General features: G+C 65.7%; 22 protein-coding genes. 7 read left to right on the forward strand and 15 right to left on the reverse strand.

All coding sequences use genetic code 11. The features are described 5' to 3' along the window. Positions 1-24 precede the first annotated feature (24 nt). Entirely contained in the window at positions 25-492 is a 468-nt protein-coding gene (rnhA, locus tag D7W79_RS01690) for a ribonuclease HI (protein ID WP_120523566.1), read from the reverse strand. Positions 493-693: 201 nt separating this feature from the next. On the opposite strand from rnhA, the gene D7W79_RS01695 reads away from it, so the two are divergent. Beyond that, positions 694-2,736 (forward strand): endo-1,3-alpha-glucanase family glycosylhydrolase, encoded by a 2,043-nt coding sequence (locus tag D7W79_RS01695; protein WP_208729610.1) that lies wholly within the window; start codon positions 694-696, stop codon positions 2,734-2,736. Between the two features lie 302 nt (positions 2,737-3,038). Here the strand turns inward: D7W79_RS01695 and D7W79_RS01700 are convergent, their stop codons facing one another. The 5 genes from D7W79_RS01700 to D7W79_RS45990 form a co-directional block, all read right to left on the reverse strand. Further along, entirely contained in the window at positions 3,039-3,560 is a 522-nt protein-coding gene (locus tag D7W79_RS01700) for a hypothetical protein (protein ID WP_120523568.1), read from the reverse strand. After that, complete coding sequence (locus D7W79_RS01705; RefSeq protein WP_120523569.1) at positions 3,557-4,288, reverse strand: hypothetical protein; 732 nt, start codon at positions 4,286-4,288, stop codon at positions 3,557-3,559. The genes D7W79_RS01700 and D7W79_RS01705 overlap by 4 nt, the downstream gene beginning before the upstream one ends. Before the next feature lie 7 nt (positions 4,289-4,295). Beyond that, on the reverse strand, positions 4,296-5,438 hold the full coding sequence (locus D7W79_RS01710) for a radical SAM protein (RefSeq protein ID WP_120523570.1): 1,143 nt from the start codon (positions 5,436-5,438) through the stop codon (positions 4,296-4,298). 815 nt (positions 5,439-6,253) lie between these two features. After that, positions 6,254-6,421, reverse strand: coding sequence for a transposase (locus D7W79_RS45985; protein ID WP_120523571.1), 168 nt, complete (start codon positions 6,419-6,421; stop codon positions 6,254-6,256). A 174-nt stretch (positions 6,422-6,595) separates the two neighbouring features. Beyond that, positions 6,596-6,766 carry a transposase gene (locus D7W79_RS45990; protein WP_208729611.1) on the reverse strand — a complete coding sequence of 57 codons (171 nt, stop codon included), beginning with the start codon at positions 6,764-6,766 and terminating at the stop codon, positions 6,596-6,598. Here D7W79_RS45990 and D7W79_RS01725 point away from each other — a divergent pair. Beyond that, positions 6,702-7,379: an endo-1,3-alpha-glucanase family glycosylhydrolase gene (locus tag D7W79_RS01725; protein WP_120523572.1), complete on the forward strand. Its 678-nt coding sequence runs from the start codon at positions 6,702-6,704 to the stop codon at positions 7,377-7,379. The genes D7W79_RS45990 and D7W79_RS01725 overlap by 65 nt on opposite strands. 229 nt (positions 7,380-7,608) lie before the next feature. Next, a complete protein-coding gene (locus D7W79_RS01730) occupies positions 7,609-7,821 on the forward strand; it encodes a hypothetical protein (RefSeq protein ID WP_158616860.1) in 213 nt (70 codons plus the stop codon). A 4-nt stretch (positions 7,822-7,825) separates the two neighbouring features. On the opposite strand, the gene D7W79_RS01735 is transcribed toward D7W79_RS01730, so the two are convergent. Beyond that, positions 7,826-9,505, reverse strand: coding sequence for a right-handed parallel beta-helix repeat-containing protein (locus D7W79_RS01735; protein WP_120523574.1), 1,680 nt, complete (start codon positions 9,503-9,505; stop codon positions 7,826-7,828). Between the two features lie 392 nt (positions 9,506-9,897). Between D7W79_RS01735 and D7W79_RS01740 the strand changes: the two genes are divergently transcribed. Further along, positions 9,898-10,206 (forward strand): hypothetical protein, encoded by a 309-nt coding sequence (locus D7W79_RS01740; protein ID WP_120523575.1) that lies wholly within the window; start codon positions 9,898-9,900, stop codon positions 10,204-10,206. Between the two features lie 21 nt (positions 10,207-10,227). Here D7W79_RS01740 and D7W79_RS01745 read toward each other — a convergent pair whose 3' ends face one another. From D7W79_RS01745 to D7W79_RS01770, 6 genes are all read right to left on the reverse strand, one after another. Then, the gene (locus tag D7W79_RS01745; RefSeq protein ID WP_120523576.1) at positions 10,228-10,770 is read right to left on the reverse strand and encodes a hypothetical protein; all 543 of its coding nucleotides are present in this window, start codon (positions 10,768-10,770) and stop codon (positions 10,228-10,230) included. Between the two features lie 154 nt (positions 10,771-10,924). Next, positions 10,925-11,329: a spore germination protein GerW family protein gene (locus D7W79_RS01750; RefSeq protein ID WP_120523577.1), complete on the reverse strand. Its 405-nt coding sequence runs from the start codon at positions 11,327-11,329 to the stop codon at positions 10,925-10,927. A gap of 164 nt (positions 11,330-11,493) precedes the next feature. Then, a complete protein-coding gene (locus D7W79_RS01755; protein WP_158616861.1) occupies positions 11,494-12,243 on the reverse strand; it encodes a DNA alkylation repair protein in 750 nt (249 codons plus the stop codon). Between the two features lie 75 nt (positions 12,244-12,318). Next, on the reverse strand, positions 12,319-12,621 hold the full coding sequence (locus tag D7W79_RS01760; protein ID WP_120523579.1) for an FHA domain-containing protein: 303 nt from the start codon (positions 12,619-12,621) through the stop codon (positions 12,319-12,321). Between the two features lie 197 nt (positions 12,622-12,818). Next, the gene (locus tag D7W79_RS01765) at positions 12,819-13,109 is read right to left on the reverse strand and encodes a hypothetical protein (RefSeq protein WP_147441762.1); all 291 of its coding nucleotides are present in this window, start codon (positions 13,107-13,109) and stop codon (positions 12,819-12,821) included. Positions 13,110-13,329: 220 nt separating this feature from the next. Continuing rightward, on the reverse strand, positions 13,330-13,584 hold the full coding sequence (locus D7W79_RS01770) for a hypothetical protein (protein WP_120523581.1): 255 nt from the start codon (positions 13,582-13,584) through the stop codon (positions 13,330-13,332). Between the two features lie 415 nt (positions 13,585-13,999). Between D7W79_RS01770 and D7W79_RS01775 the strand changes: the two genes are divergently transcribed. The 3 genes from D7W79_RS01775 to D7W79_RS01785 all read left to right on the forward strand — a co-directional run bounded on the left by D7W79_RS01775 (position 14,000) and on the right by D7W79_RS01785 (position 16,829). Continuing rightward, complete coding sequence (locus tag D7W79_RS01775; protein WP_120523582.1) at positions 14,000-14,536, forward strand: DUF4833 domain-containing protein; 537 nt, start codon at positions 14,000-14,002, stop codon at positions 14,534-14,536. A 46-nt stretch (positions 14,537-14,582) separates the two neighbouring features. Continuing rightward, on the forward strand, positions 14,583-15,140 hold the full coding sequence (locus tag D7W79_RS01780; protein WP_147441763.1) for an imm11 family protein: 558 nt from the start codon (positions 14,583-14,585) through the stop codon (positions 15,138-15,140). A gap of 210 nt (positions 15,141-15,350) precedes the next feature. Beyond that, complete coding sequence (locus D7W79_RS01785; RefSeq protein ID WP_120523584.1) at positions 15,351-16,829, forward strand: FAD-dependent monooxygenase; 1,479 nt, start codon at positions 15,351-15,353, stop codon at positions 16,827-16,829. 104 nt (positions 16,830-16,933) lie between these two features. Here D7W79_RS01785 and D7W79_RS45615 read toward each other — a convergent pair whose 3' ends face one another. Further along, entirely contained in the window at positions 16,934-17,056 is a 123-nt protein-coding gene (locus D7W79_RS45615) for a hypothetical protein (protein WP_272491406.1), read from the reverse strand. 139 nt (positions 17,057-17,195) lie between these two features. After that, on the reverse strand, positions 17,196-17,999 hold the full coding sequence (locus tag D7W79_RS01790; RefSeq protein ID WP_147441764.1) for a hypothetical protein: 804 nt from the start codon (positions 17,997-17,999) through the stop codon (positions 17,196-17,198). Positions 18,000-18,091: the final 92 nt, after the last annotated feature.

The following is an 18,091-nucleotide window of genomic DNA, read 5'->3' on the forward strand; positions in this document are numbered from 1 at the left end:
GCCCCTGGGGCTCGAAATCGGTCCCTACCGTTCGAGCCGGGCCGCCAGTTCGAGCCGGGCCGCCACGGCCAGCGCATCCGCGCGGTTGTTCTCCACGTCATCCGAGTGGCCCCGCACCCAATGCCAGGTCACCTGATGGGCGCGGACGGCTTCCAGCAGCTCGCGCCACAGGTCCGCGTTGGATACGGGCTTCTTGCCCGACGTGCGCCAGCCATTGGCCTGCCATGTGTCCAGCCACTTCTCCGCGAAGGCGTTGCACACGTACTTCGAGTCGGTGAACACCTGGACGCGGCACGGCAGCTTCAGGGCCTTCAGCGCGACGAGCGCCGCGGTCAACTCCATCCGGTTGTTGGTGGAGTCCGCCTCCGAGCCCTGGAGTTCCTTGCGGTAGTCCTTGCGCTCGGGAGCAATGAGGATGGCCCCCCAGCCTCCCAGGCCGGGGTTCGGCGAACAGGCGCCGTCGCAGTAGATGTGGACCAGGGGGAGCGACATTGAGCGCGCACCCTATTCCAACTCGGCCCTGCGGTGCTCCTTGATGGGTTGACCGTTCCGGGTGCACAACGCGCAACCACACCGGAGCATCCGCCGAAGTTCATGGCGCGGCATCGCTGTTCCCGAAGCAACCCGTTCAGCTCCGCCGCGACAATGGAGCCGGCCCGCCCTTGGAGGCGGCACGCTGAACGGAGCCTCTGGATGCACCCGGCGATTCATCACTTGAAGAGCGCATGGAAGGTCCTGTCCCTGGGGCTGTTGGCCGCGTGGATGGGCTGTGGCGGGGATCCGCTCCAGGAGCCCCTGGCTTCACAGCAGGATGCGCTCGTGGACGGCTACAACCTCGTCGTCACGGGCGTGAGCCCGACCACGGTGGTCCCGAGCGGTGCCGTCACCTTCAACGCGACCATCAAGAACGCGGGGAACGTCGCGACGCCCACGGGCATCATCCACGGCCTCTCCTTCTGGGTGGACGGCGCGCAGGTGTCGTGGTCGGACACGCATACGACCTCCCTCGCGCCGGGGGCCAGCGTCACGCTCACCGCCAACTCCGGCCCCTCGGGGACGAAGGTGTGGACCGCGCCGGCCATGGCGGGGGCCCACACGCTCCTCGCGCGTGTGGATGACATCAACCGCCTGCCGGCGGAGACCAACGAGAGCGACAACGAGTACACCGTCCCGCTGAGCGTGACGCCCGCCGCGACCTGCTCGGACCGGGTGCGCAACGGCACCGAGACGGGAGTCGACTGCGGGCCGGACTGTGGCCCGTGTGAGTGGCCGTTCACCGCGGTGTCGCGCGCCACGCTCCGGAGCTCGGCGAAGCGCGTGTATGCGCACTGGCACTACTACCCGGTGTCAATGGACAACACCAACCCGACGTCCAACGACTACTACGAGCGCAACTACATCGCGGTGAATGGCGAGGGCGGAACCCACGCGGCCTACGGCGGCATGATGCGGGAGCGGCCGCTCCCGAGACTGCCTCGCACGGAGACGGACTGGCGGCTTCGCGACGCGAAGGACGAAATCGAGCTCGCGGCGAGGATTGGCATCGACGGCTTCTATCTGAACCTGTGGACCGACAGCGACGTGAACAACGGCGCGGTGTGGACGCGGGCGAAGACGATTGTCGACGCGGCCTCGCAGGTCGGCGGCTTCGACATCGTCCCCAACTTCGACATGACGATTTTGGGGACGGGGAGCCAGGCGGGAGACCAGGACCTGATGATCCGCATCCTGGGCCAGCTGAAGGGCTACGCGGCGCTCCTGCGGCGGCCGGATGGGAAGTATGTCGTTGGCCTGTTCAATCCTCCGGCGCAGGGCCGGACGGCGGCGTTCTACGCCACCGTGAAGCAGCGCGCGTCGGCGGAGCTGGGCATGAGCCTGTACCTGGTGCCCGTCTTCCTGGGCACGGGGAGCACGGCGCTCTTCGAGGAGTACAAGAGCGTGGGGGATGCCTACGCGGGGTGGGGGACGGCCGTCCCGGTGACGACGGCGGGGTACTCCGGGAGCCTGAAGACGAAGGCGGCCGGGTACGGGAAGTCGTGGATGCACCCGATGAGCAGCCAGGACTACCGGCCCAAGGACAAGGCCTTCTGGGAGGCGCGCAACTCACTGACGCTCCGCTCCATCTGGGAGAACGTGATTGCGGACGGCCTGGACGAGGTCCAGATCGTCACCTGGAACGACCAGCACGAGCACCACAACATCCGGCCGTCGACGGGGAAGCAGTGGCCCGCGTACGACATGACCGCGTACTACATCCAGTGGTTCAAGACGGGCACGCGGCCGACCATCGAGCGCGACGTGCTGTATTACAACCACCGCATCCAGAACCCATCCCTCGTGCCCACGACCCAGACGTCAGCGAACCTCGCGGTGTGCAAGGCCGGGTGCCCGGCGACGAACGACGTGGAGTTGGTGGGTTTCCTCACGTCGGCGGGCCGGCTTGAAATCACGCAGGGCACGACGACCTACGGCGAGGACAAGACGGCGGGCGGGGTGCAGGCCATCCGGACGACGTTGGCGGTGGGGACGCCGACGTTCCGGCTGAAGCGCTCGGGGGCCACCGTGGTGCAGTTCCAGAGCATGCACCCCGTCGTGGGCTCCATCGCGTACCAGGACCTGCTGTACCGCGCCGGAAGTTCGGCCCGCGCGGCGCTCCCGTCCTGCGCGGTGTCCTGTGCCAACGGTGAGGCCCGCTGCCGGCTGTGCCCCGGCGAACCAATGTGGCTGAAGCGCTGAATGCGCTCGAGGGGCGCCGGGCTGTACGCGCGGCGGTACGGGGCAGTGCGGGAGGACGCCTCGTCCCGGCCGTACCGGCTTCCAGTTGAAGCGGAAGTGCAGCAGCGGCACGCCCATGAGCAGGCATGAGCCCGGCAGGGTGAACTCTCACTTGTAACCGCGGGTGTTGCCGGTGTCCTCGCCGCCGACCTCTTTAATCGGAGAGATTCTTGGCCAAGCTTGCACAGTGAGGCTGGCGTAGTGCTCCCTTAACACGGAGCTACCGAGCCCGAATCATCTGTTCGCGCAGTGTTAGCCCTGTCTCAGCCTAGGTCGTGGGCCTTCCGTAACGCTGCGGCGAGTTCATCGGGGCGCTGTGAGCCCAAGAGAACCTTCCGCCCACCCCGGAGTTCCAGTTGGACGCCCCGGTGACCGGATACCGTGTACGCCCTGCCGCCCCTTCCCCAACGGATGCCCCAGCCGCCGTACTCGGCCATAGGGCGATAGTCGCGCACCTCCCAGCGCACCACGTCCCGGAGCGGATAGCGCTGTTGGGTGAACGGGAAGAATCGGACCGAGAGCACCGTTCGTTCTACGCGAATCACCAGCTTCGCGGAGGCGATGAAGGTCACGAGCAGCAGCCCCAGCACGAGCGCTCCGGCGAAGGTCGCTGCTAGTGCGGTGTCAGAGAGTGGCCGGTCACCCACTGGCTGCCCGGTCGAGAGCTGGATGTAGAGGAATGTTCCCGTAAGCAAGATGGGTAGCAGCACTGCGGAGAGCAGCAGTGCCCAGAGCCATCGGGCACGGAACCGCTGGGTTTCTGCGTAGAGAGGAAGTGTGTTCACGGCTCTTCCGGCAGCCCCAGCGTCCGCCGGTGGAGCTTCACGTACTCGCCGATAATTCGTTCGGTGCTGCTGGTTAAGACCTGCCGCGCGAAGGTGGGACCTCCGACGTGGTGAGCAATCCGAGAAATCAACTCTTGGTGCTCCTTGACCCCCAGTATGCTACGACCACCCGTCTCGGGGCTTACTGAGATCGCGCTGACCCTGACGGCGGTCTTCACAGCAACCGCCGCGTACGCGCCCACCCACATTCCTGCTCCCACCGAGAAGCCAACAGCGGCCCAGGTTACGGCTACAGCTGACAGCACGGCCGCGAGTTCGAACGCAAATGCGGGCATCATGGAGGGGGTCGGCTGGATTCCCTGCTCCATCAGAGCGTCCAGGAACTTCTCCACGTCTCCATTTCTCGCCGCGTGGCGGACCTTAGGATCACCCAACGCCATCGCCGTGCGGACCTGCGCGCTGGAAAGGTCGAGCTTCACGTTCGCGAAGCCTGCACTCCGCAGATACTCCTCCGGGTTCACGGCGAAGGCCCGAGCCGCGAGGGGGTCGTAGAAGATGTCGAGCGCGACCTTCTCCACGGCTAGGAGGCGGTCCTGGTCCACTTTTTTCTCGAAATGGATCTTTGCGCTCTCCGCCAAGGCCGAGCCGATAGGCGTCTTCCGGAAGTCCTCGGGTTCTGGAGCGCCGAAGAGCCTAAGCCCCTTCTTTGATGGTCCCCTCTTCGCCATATCAGTCCTACTCCATTGAACGAGAGACGTCCTTCGAATGGGGGGGCGCCACACTGTCGGGAATCCGGCCCATCAATCGCGCCTTGATCATCGCGCGGAGTAGGAGCTGCTCCGCATTCTCCAGCACCAAGTCGCGCGCTGCGGCTCGTAGCTTGTCGTTCTGGTAGAGCTGCGCGCAAATGGAGCACTGGTGTGGCGACACCAGCTCCAAGGAAATACCTGCTCGCTCGGATGCCTGCTCTAGCACGTAGGGGGTGCCATCAAGCCAGATCCACAGCTTCAACAGGTCTCGGAACTGCCCAGTGTATGCCTCCCGCAGATTAAGTGATTCCACCTGCCCGATCTTCATCTCGGGGATGTACTCCATGGTCAGCCCACAGCAGGACAGCAGGTGGCCATACGGATTCACCACGAAGTTCTCGAACACGTTGTCGCACCCCTTTCTGTCGGGCGCGACCTTCTCGTTCTTGATGTCCGATTCGTCGTGGAAAGGCATCCAAATGTTCGTCATCACTAGGAGCCGGTCCCGATGTTCCGGAGTTGCCCAGCACTCGGCGACGAGCGGATGCCCGGTGATGTCGGTCACCTTAAGCCGTGCATCATCTTTTCCCTCCACAACCACCAACGTGGTCAGCCCCCGCCGGGCGGCATGGGACGCCGCCCTTGCGACGCTGTCGAGCGGGACGAACTGGACGTGGTCATCACCGGTGCTCAGGTTGAGTTCACTCAGCCCGGCCGTCATCAGATTCTCCACCCACCAAGCCGCGCTCTCATCCGTGCGCCCCCAATGCCCGTTCGAGACGATCCGCGAGCCAAGCCCGAGTTCCGAGAGCCGTGCAATGACTGCGATCAGGTCCTCGCGGAGGAGCGTCACCTCTCCACCGGAGAGCACGACATACTTTACGCCTGGAAGTTCGGTGCGCACCCGCTCTACGAGCCTCAGCAGATCCGCACGAGTCATCCGGTGCTTAATGGATGGATTCGACTCGAAACAGCACTCGGCGCACGCAGCATTGCACCGATAGGTAGGCAATATGGTGACCGTCTCAGGCTGAGCCTGCTTGAACAGCGCGAGCGAATCTTCGAGCAGAGGCAGGGTGATGATCGGAGCAGGTGCCGCAACGCTTCCATGCTTCTGGCCGACTGGCATGAACTTCCCTTCTCAGCGCAGGCAGTGCTCGACCATGCGCAGTACCATCAGAGGAGCCCCGAACAGCGTGGACTAGTGCCGCATGAACAAGGTAATGATTCATTAACTCGAAGTGGATAGGCTTGGAGTCCCTGACAACGTAAGAGATGGGACAGTCCGCAGAGGGGCGCACCCCCATAGCGCTGACTTTGGTTGGGCAGTTTTAATTCTACTCGCTCACATGCATAATCGCCCACGAGGAGGCGCTTGAGCGTTGACCGGGCGCAGGCACAGGGGGCAGTGCCCGATGCGGCGAAGGAGCAGGAGTTGGAGTTGCCGGCGCACTTGCGGCAGCGTCCACCGCGGTCTGCCCCGGGGGGAAATGCGCCCGGTGGAGGGCGAGGAAACCATGGGGCACCATGCAGAGCGTGGCGTGGTGGTGGAGGCCTCCCCAACTACGGCCCTCGAAGTGGTCCAGACCGACCTCCCCTTTCAGTACCTGATAGTCACGCTCTACCCGCCAGCGCAGCTTGGACAGACGGCCCAACTTCTTGAGTGTTGTCTCTAGAGGCAGGGTTGGAAAGTGATACTTCGTCGGGGCTGCCTCGCCGCGCGGCTATTCCACCAGCAGCCACACCTCTTCACTTGGCGGCTCGCGCCAGAAGTAGTGCTCCGCCATGTGGACGCGCACGGTGGCAAAGCGCGAGGACTGCACGCCACGGCTCCCCTGTCCCCAGCGCACGACGTGAAAGGGGGACCGAGGGAGGGTGCGCGCCAACCGCTCAATGAGGTCGGGATAGTGACCTGACTCATCGACATAGCGCGTGCGAGATGGCCTATTGGGTGCGGCACTCGTTAAGGAAGCAGCGGCATGGCCTCCGGAGGCACACGTTGAGGTTGCCTTGCACGCCCACCAGGAAGTGCAGCCTCCTGGCCCGAAATGCTCGGCGAAATTCGCGGCAACTGCCGTAGCCCGAGTCAGCTAAGACGAGCTTTTCATGCAAGCCTCATCCGAGGGCTTCATCAAGAAGCTCGAGTGCCAGTTCCCATTTCCGCTCGAAGCGGACCTCCCGTGGATACCTGCTGCCCGTATGCGCTGTCTGTCCGTCGTCCACTCTTCAGGGAGGTACAAGCGCATCCAATGCAGCCGCTACCCTTCTCGCCCGCAACGTGCAGACTCACCGCACTTGGCAGTTGTCCGTGCGGCCCAGGGTTCCCGAGTACTGGCGTGCGACACCCGCCGAATGCAGGCCTTTCTTCGGGAATTCCGTGTCGTCGACGAGGATGACTTGCAGGCCCGGGAGCTCCAGCTTCTGGGAGGCGCGCAACTCACTGACGCTCCGCTCCATCTGGGAGAACGTGATTGCGGACGGCCTGGACGAGGTCCAGATCGTCACCTGGAACGACCAGCACGAGCACCACAACATCCGGCCGTCGACGGGGAAGCAGTGGCCCGCGTACGACATGACCGCGTACTACATCCAGTGGTTCAAGACGGGCACGCGGCCGACCATCGAGCGCGACGTGCTGTATTACAACCACCGCATCCAGAACCCATCCCTCGTGCCCACGACCCAGACGTCAGCGAACCTCGCGGTGTGCAAGGCCGGGTGCCCGGCGACGAACGACGTGGAGTTGGTGGGTTTCCTCACGTCGGCGGGCCGGCTTGAAATCACGCAGGGCACGACGACCTACGGCGAGGACAAGACGGCGGGCGGCGTGCAAGCCATCCGGACGACGTTGGCGGTGGGGACGCCGACGTTCCGGCTGAAGCGCTCGGGGGCCACCGTGGTGCAGTTCCAGAGCATGCACCCCGTCGTGGGCTCCATCGCGTACCAGGACCTGCTGTACCGCGCCGGAAGCTCGGCCCGCGCGGCGCTCCCGTCCTGCGCGGCCTCCTGTGCCAACGGTGAGGCCCGCTGCCGGCTGTGCCCCGGCGAGCCGATGTGGCTGAAGCGCTGACCCGGTGCTTTCAGTGCCCGAAGCGCATGGCTTCGGGCACTGGACTTCACGGACGTCGGTCCCGCTTACGGCGGCCAGTTGGACCCGAGCCCAGGGCCGCACGACCGCGATGCGCCACCCGCCACGTCATCCGCCGAACCGCTGTATCCTTCCTGACTCGCCGGGAGACGTCATGAATTGGATGAGGGTGTTCGCAATTGTCATTGCTGTCCTCTTCGCTGGGGCGGTAGTGGCCGCTGTGGTGCTTCGAGGCCGCACGGTGGAGGGGCAAGCCATCGCATCAGAGCCAGACGACGACTTTGCCTCCGACCTGGAGCGGCGCCCGAAGTGCTGGGTGAAGGTGGAGTCATCGGAGCCGGGGAAGTGCCCTGGCGACGTGGGTCGCGTCTACAAGGGTGAGTGCTACATGGCCAACTGGTCTGGCTGCGCGAGTTACTACTGAAGGGCTAGGTGCAGGTCTCCTTGAAGCCGATGTCCGGAGGGGCCTGGGTGCCGGCACACGGCCGCGGTTGACCGGTGTCGTCGAGGGCGGCATTGCGCGCCGGCGACGTGCTCAGCGTGTAGTAGTCGTTCGCCTGGGGGTTGGTGACGAACTGCGGGCTCTGCTCGCTGCTGCCTACCGTGTCCTGCCCGCTCTCCGCCTTCCACGCCGCGAAGCTCTTCGAAGCGTGGTTGATGTCGAACACCGCAGCCCCCGCATCGCGGTGATAGAGATTGTACTTGCTGGAGAAGCCGGGGCCGTACGCGCTCCTCCACTTGATGGCCCAGAGCGAGACGTCGTTGAAGATGTTGTTCCAGATATGCACGTTGGAGCTGGCATTCACGAGACTGCCCGTCCATGCGGCGAAGCCCACGTAGATGCCGCCGCCGGGCATGTTGTCGAAGGTGTTGTGATAGATGTCCACGTTGGTGACCTTCGACATCAGGATGCCGTAGCCCTTGGGGGCGGACTGAGTGCCGGGCTGCGCCGGGTCGATGGTGAAGTCGAAGAAGAGATTCCGGCGAAGCACGATGTTCTGGGTATCGTGGTCGGTCCCATACGACCCGATGTTCACGCCGTGGCTGTTGTTCCAGAAGCGGGTCTTCTCGATCAGGATGTTGCGCGCCTTGAAGTGGATGACCATCGCGCCACCCGGGGCCTGCGCGTAGAACTTGCTGCCATCCACGCCGTCGGTCCCGGCGACCGTCACCCGGTTGCAGCTCTTGATGTCGACAGCCTGCTCCTTGTTGTCGTGGAGTCGGTGGTCCTCAATCCAGACATCCTCCGCGTCCCCCAACGTGGCGTCGCTCTCCGAGCCCATGCACTGCACCCCGTCGCCGCTGTTGTTCCACGCCTCATTCTGCTGGAGGACAATGCGCTTGGAGCCTGGACCCACCCTGAACCCGTGGAGGTCGCAGTTGCTCGTGCAGCCCGTCGCGAGGTTGTCGTAGGACTTGGACTTGCGAACCAGCTGATTGGAGCCAGCGATGCTGATGGCATGCTCCGCGGGCACGCCATGGGCACCGTGGCAGTGCACTTCGATGAGCGCATTGTCCGAGCCAGACATTCTCACGCAGCTGTTATGCGTGGAATCCACCTTGTTGAAGAGGAAGCCCTTCACGATCCAGTAGCTGGAGGTGAACTTCACCTGGGGTTGATTCACGCCGATCTCGTCCCGCCACTCGGGGAGGTCGGTGTGGGTGCCGTACGGCACGCCGACGAGCATGAAGCGCGCGGTGGCGGAGCCCGCACGCGACAGCTGCACGTGCTCCCGGTACGGCACGCCGCTGTTCTGCACATAGATGACGGAGCCGGCCGGCGCCGCACCGACCGCCTTATTGATGGTCCGCCAGGGCAGGCTCTCGGTGGGCGTCACGCGCGAGTCGTCGCCGGTGACGTTGTTCACCCAATGCGTGGCGGGCGGCGTGACCGCGGGGACCCAGGAGAAGCCAGGCCTCACCGCCGGGTCCGCCCCCGCGGAGGTCACCAGCGCCGCCGACTGCTGGGACAGCAGCCGCCCCTCTGCGTCCTGCGGCTCCGCCTCCGGCCCCGCACAGGCTGCGGCGACTCCCATCGAAAGCAACGTGAGGATGAAGGTGCACGACGTGCGCAACAGGCCTGCACCGGATGACTTGACCCGCATCATGGAGACTCACTCCTGGACTTTGGGGATGGTTCGAATCCAGGAGCGCACGCTTTCGGGACGTCCAGGCGCAGGACTGCGCCCGCCCAGGGACGACCGGGGACTGGCTGACGAAACCTCCGGTGAACGCGTTCGTCAGCCGACCCTCGGGATGCCGAGGACGATGCCAATCTGGGAAAAGTTCAATGGTTCCGAGGGTAGGCCCTTGCCACGCGTCTGATGGGAGCGCGGCCTGGCGCTCAACACCCCGGATACTTGCTGGAGAAGGCGACGGCTCCTGCGCCGGTGCAGAGCAAGGCCCCTTGAATCGAGCCACCAGCCCGTCAGGTTGTCATTCTGGCGGGCCCGAGGGTTGTGCCATTCCGGCACGGGCTTTCGTGGGAAGGAGACAGCGGGTGTTCACCGTCTTCGACTTGTTTCGAGTGCTATCGGCCCTGGCGGGCGCGGGTGTGGGCGCATTCGTGGGGCACGGCCTCCTGGGATGGATGGGAGGAGTCGGGGGCGTTCCGGTGGGATGGGTGGTGGGGTACTGCGTCGGTGGACTGCCGTCCTTCTTCGTCGCGAGGTTCCTGGACAACGACCTGCGTCGAGCGGACCCGGCGTCGCTGAGACAGCGCCTGGTGCCGGAGTACTACATCTCCCATCTGATTCTGGCGGAGCTGGCACGGCGCGGCGAGGAGGTCCTCGCCCGGTCAGCGGGTTGAGCAGGCGGCCGGAGCGGAAACCTAGGGCCCACAGCCCAGCCACTCGAAGAACGCGGCATGGGCAGTGACTGCTTCGGGGGGGATGTTTCCGACGGAGCGCTGGAGGCAGTAATAGGACTTGAGCTGCTGATCCGCGGCCTTCGTCCGCGGGCCCAGGAGCACTTCGAGCGGCTTCACCTTCAGGGCCTCGAGCTCCTCCTTCCGCAGCGGCCGTACACCCTGGACTCCGTGGGACGTGAGCCGGGTGTCCAGTCGGGTGAGCTCCAGCTTCTGGCCCTGCGCCGCCCAGGTGATCCTGGCCCAGGTGGGGCCGACGAACTCCCCATCCCGCAGGCGCATGGGATTCATGCCTCTCGCGTACGCGTAGAAGGCAAACGTCGGCTCCACGAGGGGCCACGTCATGGGGAGCGGATCGCTGAGGCGGGTATTCCAGCTGATGAACCCGGCGTCGGCGGGATTCCCCCGCTTCGTATCCACGGACTCCTTCCAGGTCTTTTCGGCCGTGGCCTTGACGCTGGCGACAATGGCCACGGTGTCGACGGGCGGGTGGTCCGGCGGGCTCATGCGCTCTCCATGGGGGCACGAGGACGCCCTCGTGCGCCGCCAGCGTACCGCAGGGATGCTTCAGCGCGCTCCGTGAGGAGATACGGCGGTGGTGCAGCTACACCTGCGGAGGGATGGGAGTGCAGGGGCGCCACGCCGACGGGGCCCGGCGAGCTCAGCGCCAGGCGTGCCGCAGGAGGCGGGCGGAACGGCGTGCGCTCAGCAGGCGGTGCAGGCCGACCAGGAGGATCGCCGTTCCCGCGAGCAACTGGGCGCCCCGGATGATGCGATTGACGTCCACGGCAGGAACCCAGGTGACGTTGCCCTGTCGGATGACAAAGGCGCCCGCGGGGCTGGCTTTCAGACCGAAGCCACTGCCGGAGCCGCTGCCCTTCACGGCTTCGCCCTCCACTCCAGCCTGCTGGAGCGCCGCCGGCCCCTCGCCTCCACCTCCGCCGCCTCCGCCGGCCACCAGGGCCGCGGGAATCACGGTGATGCCGTCCTGCTGGATGGCCTCTCCATAGACGCGCTTCACGGTGATGCTGTCGCGGGCCCGGTCGATGACCTCATTGACGTCCATGGCGTCCTCCCAGATGGGATGTCGGTGTCCTCCCCTCGAGAGGTGGACACGGTGCAGCATGAGGACCGGACGGGCAGGCCGGCGGGCCGTGGAGGGACACGGGGAGCAGGGGCTCCAGGACAGGCTCCCGGTCGCAGGGGACCGGAGGGGCTCGGGCTTCACCGTCAGGCCGCTGTCGGGGGCTTCTTGTATTCCAACGCCAGCAGCGCCTTGCGTTGCTCCGGCTCCAGCCGCTCAATGGCATAGCGCAGGGTGTCCCGCTGCATCCCTGAGATGTTCTCCTGGATGAACCCCACCACCGCTTCCCGGTGGTGGTCCGTCGCGACCTTCAGCAGCCATCCCACGCTCTTCTGCACGTACGGTTCTGGATCCGATAGCAATTGGCGTGCGTTGCCGAGGATGACCTCGCGGGGCAGCATGTATCGGGATGAGCGGATGTCGCGGCTCACGAACTTCACGAGCGCGACGTTCGCCGCCCTCCGACACCAGGGGGAAGGGGACCCGGTCCAGTGCTGGATCCGGGTGATGGCGGGCGTCCGGGTGAGGAAGAACGGATACATCACCGTCAGACACAGGTCGTCGCACTGGGCCCAGTTCCAGACGGTGTGCTCCAACCAGTCCTGGAAGCGGTCCAGCAGCGATTCGTCGAACGCGCGCCCGACCGCCTTGCGGACCATGGCGAACCCCAGGAGCACCTCCTCATGGTGGGTCGCCCGGGCGAGCAGGTTCTCGGTCACCGCCAGGCAGTCCTCGGGCGACAGGCCCTTCTGTTTGACGAGCGCATCGGCGATGCGCCGCACCTCCGCGTTGCTGACCCCCAGGGCCCGGATGTCCGTGGGGAAGTAGCGGCGTGTCGCCTCGGCGAGGCGAGGGTCGCTTCGCGACTTCAGGGTGCTTCGAAGCTCGTCGCTCAATGAAGCCGGATGCCCAGGTCGAGAGCGCGGTGCCCGGATTGCCATGGTCCGTCCAGTCCCGTGCGATGGGAGATGCTAGCGGAGCCGGATCCGAAGGTTGACGTCCGCGACCCGGAGCTCGTCGCCATCAGCGAGTCGCTGGCGGTCGGTGAGGGGACGCTGGTTGTGGAAGGTCCCCATGGCGGAGCCCATGTCCTCCGCGAACCAACCCTCCGGTTCGTGGATCAACAGGGTGTGCCGACGCGAGACCTGCACGGAGTCAGGCCGGTAATGACAGTCGAACTGCCGGCCAATGGTGAAGGAGGTCCCCGTGACGGGAATCTCCTGCCCTCCCGACGTGACAAGGGTCAGCGCGACGTACTTCGGAGCCTGGGCCATGGCGGGCAGGATATCGAGCCAGACGCCGATGCGGTCGAACGAACAGATGGATGCGCGGCGTCATGCTTGACGGAGAAACCTTCGGGTGTCCCCCACCACCGGCGGCTGAGACCCACCGCACGGACCTTCTGCGAGTGGCTGTGGCGCAGCCTTGCGTGCGTACGCCGACAGCCCATGCCTCGGGACGGCCGTCGCGCTCAGCAGTACTTGTTGACCAGCGAGATGCAGTAGTTCACGGCCTGCGAAAAGCTGCACTGGCCGTTGTTGACACATTGATAGGTGCCGGTGGTGGGCGACGTGCACCATTGGAGGTCGACGTGGCAGTTGGCCCCGGAGGCGGTGACGCGCCCCGTCTCATCCTCTTGGATGACAGGCGCGACGTCTTCGCCGGCCACGTCCTCCTGTCCCTCCAACCCGGGCGATTCCCCGACTCCTCCACAACCCACGAGCGCAGCGGCGACCAGCGACAGCAGGACGTACTTTTTCACGAGGTGCTCTCCAGCGTTTGTGCGGCGTGTGTGTCTCAGTGGAGTCGCGGGTCCGCCCGTCGTGGGGAGAGCCGCGCCTCCAACATGGAGAGCCGCGAAGCCGGGAGCCGTCCCAGGAAAGAATTTCGAGGGATTTTCGTGCCGGGTTTCTACCCGGTCAGAGACATGCCGCCGCGAGGGGGCGCAGGGAGCCGTGGAGCCCCCTGCATTGATTCCATTCTCAGAGCGGCTCCCAGCCGTTCTCGGTGCAGTACCCGACGAACTCGTCGGTTGTGTAGTAGGTGTACGTACCCACGAGATGGTACTGGACGTAGTTCAGACCGCACTCGGGATAGATGTGCCCGACCACCGCCGTGTAGGTGGCATCGCTGTAGAGCGTCGTCACGTAAGCGGCTTCCCGGTAGCTGGCGCTGGCCGGGCTGGCGCTCAGGAAGAGGGACGCGACAGCGAGTGAGGTCAGGATCCGCGTTGCCATTGGTTGCTCCATGGATGGACTGGGTACCGGTTGGTTCGTACAGGAGGGCTTGCTGCCCACTGGCACGAGTGATGAGTAAAGCCGTGCAGGACGCGTAAATCCAGCGCTGCGGAGCAGTGGGGGCGCTGGGGTGTTCTCGCGTGGAAAACTCCGTGTCGCATCAATGTCTCGCAGACATGCGACGCGTCAGCCGTTGGGTCTGGAGGAGGAGCAGGAGGCGGACGCGGTCTGGCGGTATGTGGCGCGGCTGGGCGGCCGACCCGTGGCCTACATCCAGGCGTAAGGCCCGCACAGGAAGTAGCAGCGTCGGGTTCGGTGAAATAGTGTGCCGGGCGAGTGACAGTCCCAGGGGCCAGGGGTGTTCGTCATCCCGATACAGCCCCGCCGTTGCTCCGCCACGAGCGGAGGACCCCTTATGCTTCCTGAATCCAGGCTCAGCAGCCTCACCGCCGTCGCCCTGACGACCGCCGCGACCCTGGCCTCCGCGGCCGGGGCACCTCCCTCGGCGCAGTCCGCCTTCTTCCTGACCCGGAGCGAGAACCGGAACCAGGTCCACTACGCCCTGCGCCTGGACGAGGACTGCCGCCCCGTGGGGACGCGTCCCGTGCAGGTGTACTGGCGGATGTTGGAGCGCGGGCCGTCGGAGGTGGAGGCGCTGCTGGAGGTCGAGCAGCCCGTGTATGGGTTGGAGGACCCGCAGTCGGTCGAAGCCACCGCGGAGGGCTGGCGCGTGCGGGTGCGTCTGCGGGCCTTTCCCTCGCGCCCCGTCGACATCACCACCGCGCGGGTCGACGGCAAATGCCAGGTCCAGGCGTGGACGAAGCTGGGCAACAGCGTCTCCCGGCTGGAGCAGGTCTTCGTGAAGACGTCCTGGCCCTTCTCGGTCGACTTCGTGCGGCTGGATGGCGTGGGGCCGGATGGGCAGCCCGTCCATGAGCTGATTCGTGAGTGAGCGGTGGCCTGGACCCCCTCCTTGTCCAATGCCAGAGTCCTATTACGTGTTGGGAGCGGAAGACCCCGACGTCGGCTACCGCGCCCGGCTGTCCTATACGCGGGACCATCCGCTGCGCAGCTGGATGACAGGCGTGCGTTTCGACAAGCCGTCGCCAGAGCCGATTCCACTCAAGCTGCGAGGCACCGACGAGGAAGGCTGGGTGCTCGGCGAGCTGTGGCTCACGCCCATCACGGTGATGTCCAAACGCCTGCACGACGTCCTGCTGCGGGCCGGCGTGGACAATCTCGATGCCTATGCCGTGGAACTGACCGACCCTGAGGACGGCACGGTGTACAGGGACTTCGTCGCCTTCAACCTCGTCGGCAAGGTCGCGGCGGCCGACGCGGCCAGGACCCGCTTCGCACCTGGCGTGAAGGAGCGAATGGGCTCGGCCGACATCGACTCGCTGGCGGTCGACCTGGACATGGCGCGAGGCGCGTTGATGTTCAGGTTGGCCGAGTCAGTGAATGCGATTGTCGTGCATGCCCGGGTGAAGGACGCGATCGAAGCCGCCGGCATCTCCACGCTCACCTTCCTGGAGCCGGAAGACTGGGCGGGGTGAGGTCGCTTCACGCGTGCATCGCGCCAGAGCGTTGGGCTTGTGGGCAACCTGGGGGCGAAAACTCCGTCCGCGACGGACCCCTGGAGGTGCCACGGCAGCCCTCTCCGTTCTCTCCACTGTGAGCAAATGCCAGACCCCGGGTGTTGCCGCAAGCCCCCCCGGTCGTGGTCCACCGTCGCCCGTTTCGATCCAGGCGCGGGAGGCCGAGAAATGCACGCGGACAGGATGACGCAGCACGCGGTGGTGATTGCTGGAGGGGGCCCGACCGGGCTGATGCTGGCGGCGGAGCTGGCATTGGCGCAGGTGGACGTGGCCATCGTCGAGCGGCGCGCCAGTCAGGAGGTCGCCGGCTCACGCTCGCGCGGCCTGCACGCGCGCAGCCTGGAGGTGCTCGATCAGCGCGGCATCGCCGAGCGCTTCGTCTCGCAAGGGCAACCGGTCCAGAACGTCTCGTTCGGGCAGGCGCCGCTGGACCTCAGCGACTTCCCGACGCGTCACAACCATGGGCTCGCGCTCTTGCAGGAGCGCTTCGAGCGCATCCTGGCGGAGTGGGTGGGCGAGCTGGCGGTGCCCATCTACCGTGGATGCGAGGTGACGGGCTTCGCGCAGGACGACACCGGCGTCGACGTGGAGCTGTCCGACGGCCGTGCACTGAGGGCGAAGTACCTCGTCGGGTGCGACGGGGGCCGCAGCCTCGTCCGCAAGGCGGCGGGCATCGAGTTCCCGGGGTGGGACGCGTCGGTCAGCTACCTCATCGCCGAGGTCGAGATGACCGGAGCGCCGACGTTTGGCATCCGCCGGGACGAGAAGGGCACCTACGCCATGGGCCCGATGGAGGACGGACGCGTGGGAGTCGTACTCAGGGAGGAGCGGGTCGTCACGGGCGACGCGCCGACCCTCGAGGTTCTGCGCGAGGGGCTCGTCGCGCTCTACGGGACGGACCATGGCCTGCGCGGCGCCACGTACCTCTCGCGGTTCACCGACATGACGCGGCAGGCGGCGTCCTACCGGGACCGGCGGGTGCTCCTGGCCGGCGACGCGGCCCACGTGCACTCGCCGATGGGCGGACAGGGGCTCAACCTCGGCGTGCAGGATGCCGTGAACCTGGGGTGGAAGCTGGCCCAGGTCGTGCGTGGCGTCTCGCCGGAGAGCCTGCTCGACACGTACCAGGCCGAGCGGCACCCCGTGGCGGCCCGTGCGCTGCGCAAGACCATGGCGCAGACCGCGCTGAGCCGCGGTGACGCGCGGATGGACGCCGTGCGCGAGACGCTGACGGAGTTGCTGCGGATGGACGGGCCCCGCAAGCAGTACGCGGCGATGATGTCGGGATTGGACATCCACTACGACCTGGGCAACGGACATCCGCTGCTCGGGCGCCGCATGCCGGACCTCGACCTGGTCACCGCCGACAGCCCGCGGCGCGTGTTCCACCTGCTGCACGACGCGCGGCCGGTGCTGCTCGACCTGGGCGAGCCCGGCACCCTCGACGTCACGCCCTGGGCGGACCGGGTTCGAAGGGTCGCTGCCCGCTACACGGGGGCGTGGGAACTCCCGGTCCTCGGCGTGGTCACCGCGCCCGCTGCGGTGTTGATCCGGCCGGATGGACACGTCGCGTGGGTCGGGGAGGGCACGGATCAGGGGCTGCGTGAGGCATTGACCCGCTGGTTCGGGCTGCCTGCCGCGGCGTAACGCAGGCGCTCGGCGATGGTGGGGCAGACCGTGGGTCTCTGCTCCACCAGCGTCCCCCGCGAGGCAAAGGAAATCTGCTCGTTGGTGAGCCCCTCGCTCCAGGCTCAGCCCAGTGCCGCGAGTGCCGCCACCTTGGCGATGATGTCGGGCGCCGCCTGCACCAGGCTGGCAATCAACATGAGCCAGCCGAAGCCGAGTGCGCCCGAGGCGGCGCTACCGACGAGCATGGGAACGTCAGTGTCGGGAGTCCGCGGTGGAGGGCTCACACGGGGCACTGCTGCCCCTCAAGGCGCGTCTGTTTTTGTGTAGAGGGGACTCCGAGAGGGAGCATGCCCCACAAAACATTACTTTCGTTGAGCGCTCCTACTACTTACCCAATTCTTCCCCGATGTTCACCAAGCTCTCGTTGCGCAGCGCGACCAATCTCACGCCTTCCTGACTGAAGCCGTGGTTCTTAGGCAGGTCGATTTGATTCTGCATCGGCCGGTTGCTGCTCTCGCCCTTGCCTGACGTCGCCTTCTTGCCGGCGCCCCGCCCCTTGTAGGCATAGGTGCCGTGCGGATCCGACTGCAGCAACTTGTTCATGGAGTGGACGAGCTTGATCGTCTGCGCATTGTCGGGATTGGGGCGGGTCATGAGGCCGACGTATCGCGCATGAATGCGCTTGTAGCGCTCCACGGCTACCTTTGCCCGGTCGCCCTTGGCATGATCGTCCTTTATCTCTAACTTCACGTTGGTTTCGTATTGGACCGGAGTGAGAATCAGATCGTTGAAGAGGTTGAGTTTATTCATCGCCTTCGCCTGGACGAGGAGGAGATGAATGCCGATGTGTGGGAAGACATGTGGCCCCTGGGGCACCCTGGTGAACTTGGAGGGACTGTTCTTTCGCTTATCTTGCAGGATGGTATAGAAAGTAGGGACCCGTGGATTCCTGCTCTTGACGCGCATGTCACTTTCCGCGAGGCGTTTCCTGTCACTCTTCGCGGCTTGCTTGGTGTCGTGCAGCGAGTAGGGGTCGAGGTCATGGAAATACCCCTGGGCGGTGCGCGTTATCGTCGTCTTTTTCACCTTCACCGCTATATAGTCTTTATTCAAAAGGAGGCTGGTCTTGCCTCCTGCAGCTTTCCTGGGTCGCGTCTGCACGCGTCTTGTATTTTTTTTGTTGGCCATGATTCTCTCCAGCAGCCGTGCGCGAATCCCTGGCAATCTAGCCTGCTTCCCCTTCGTGGCCAAACGGCCATTTGATCCAAGCGGACCGCCTC

Source organism: Corallococcus exercitus (assembly GCF_003611585.1).
Classification (GTDB): Bacteria; Myxococcota; Myxococcia; order Myxococcales; family Myxococcaceae; genus Corallococcus; species Corallococcus exercitus.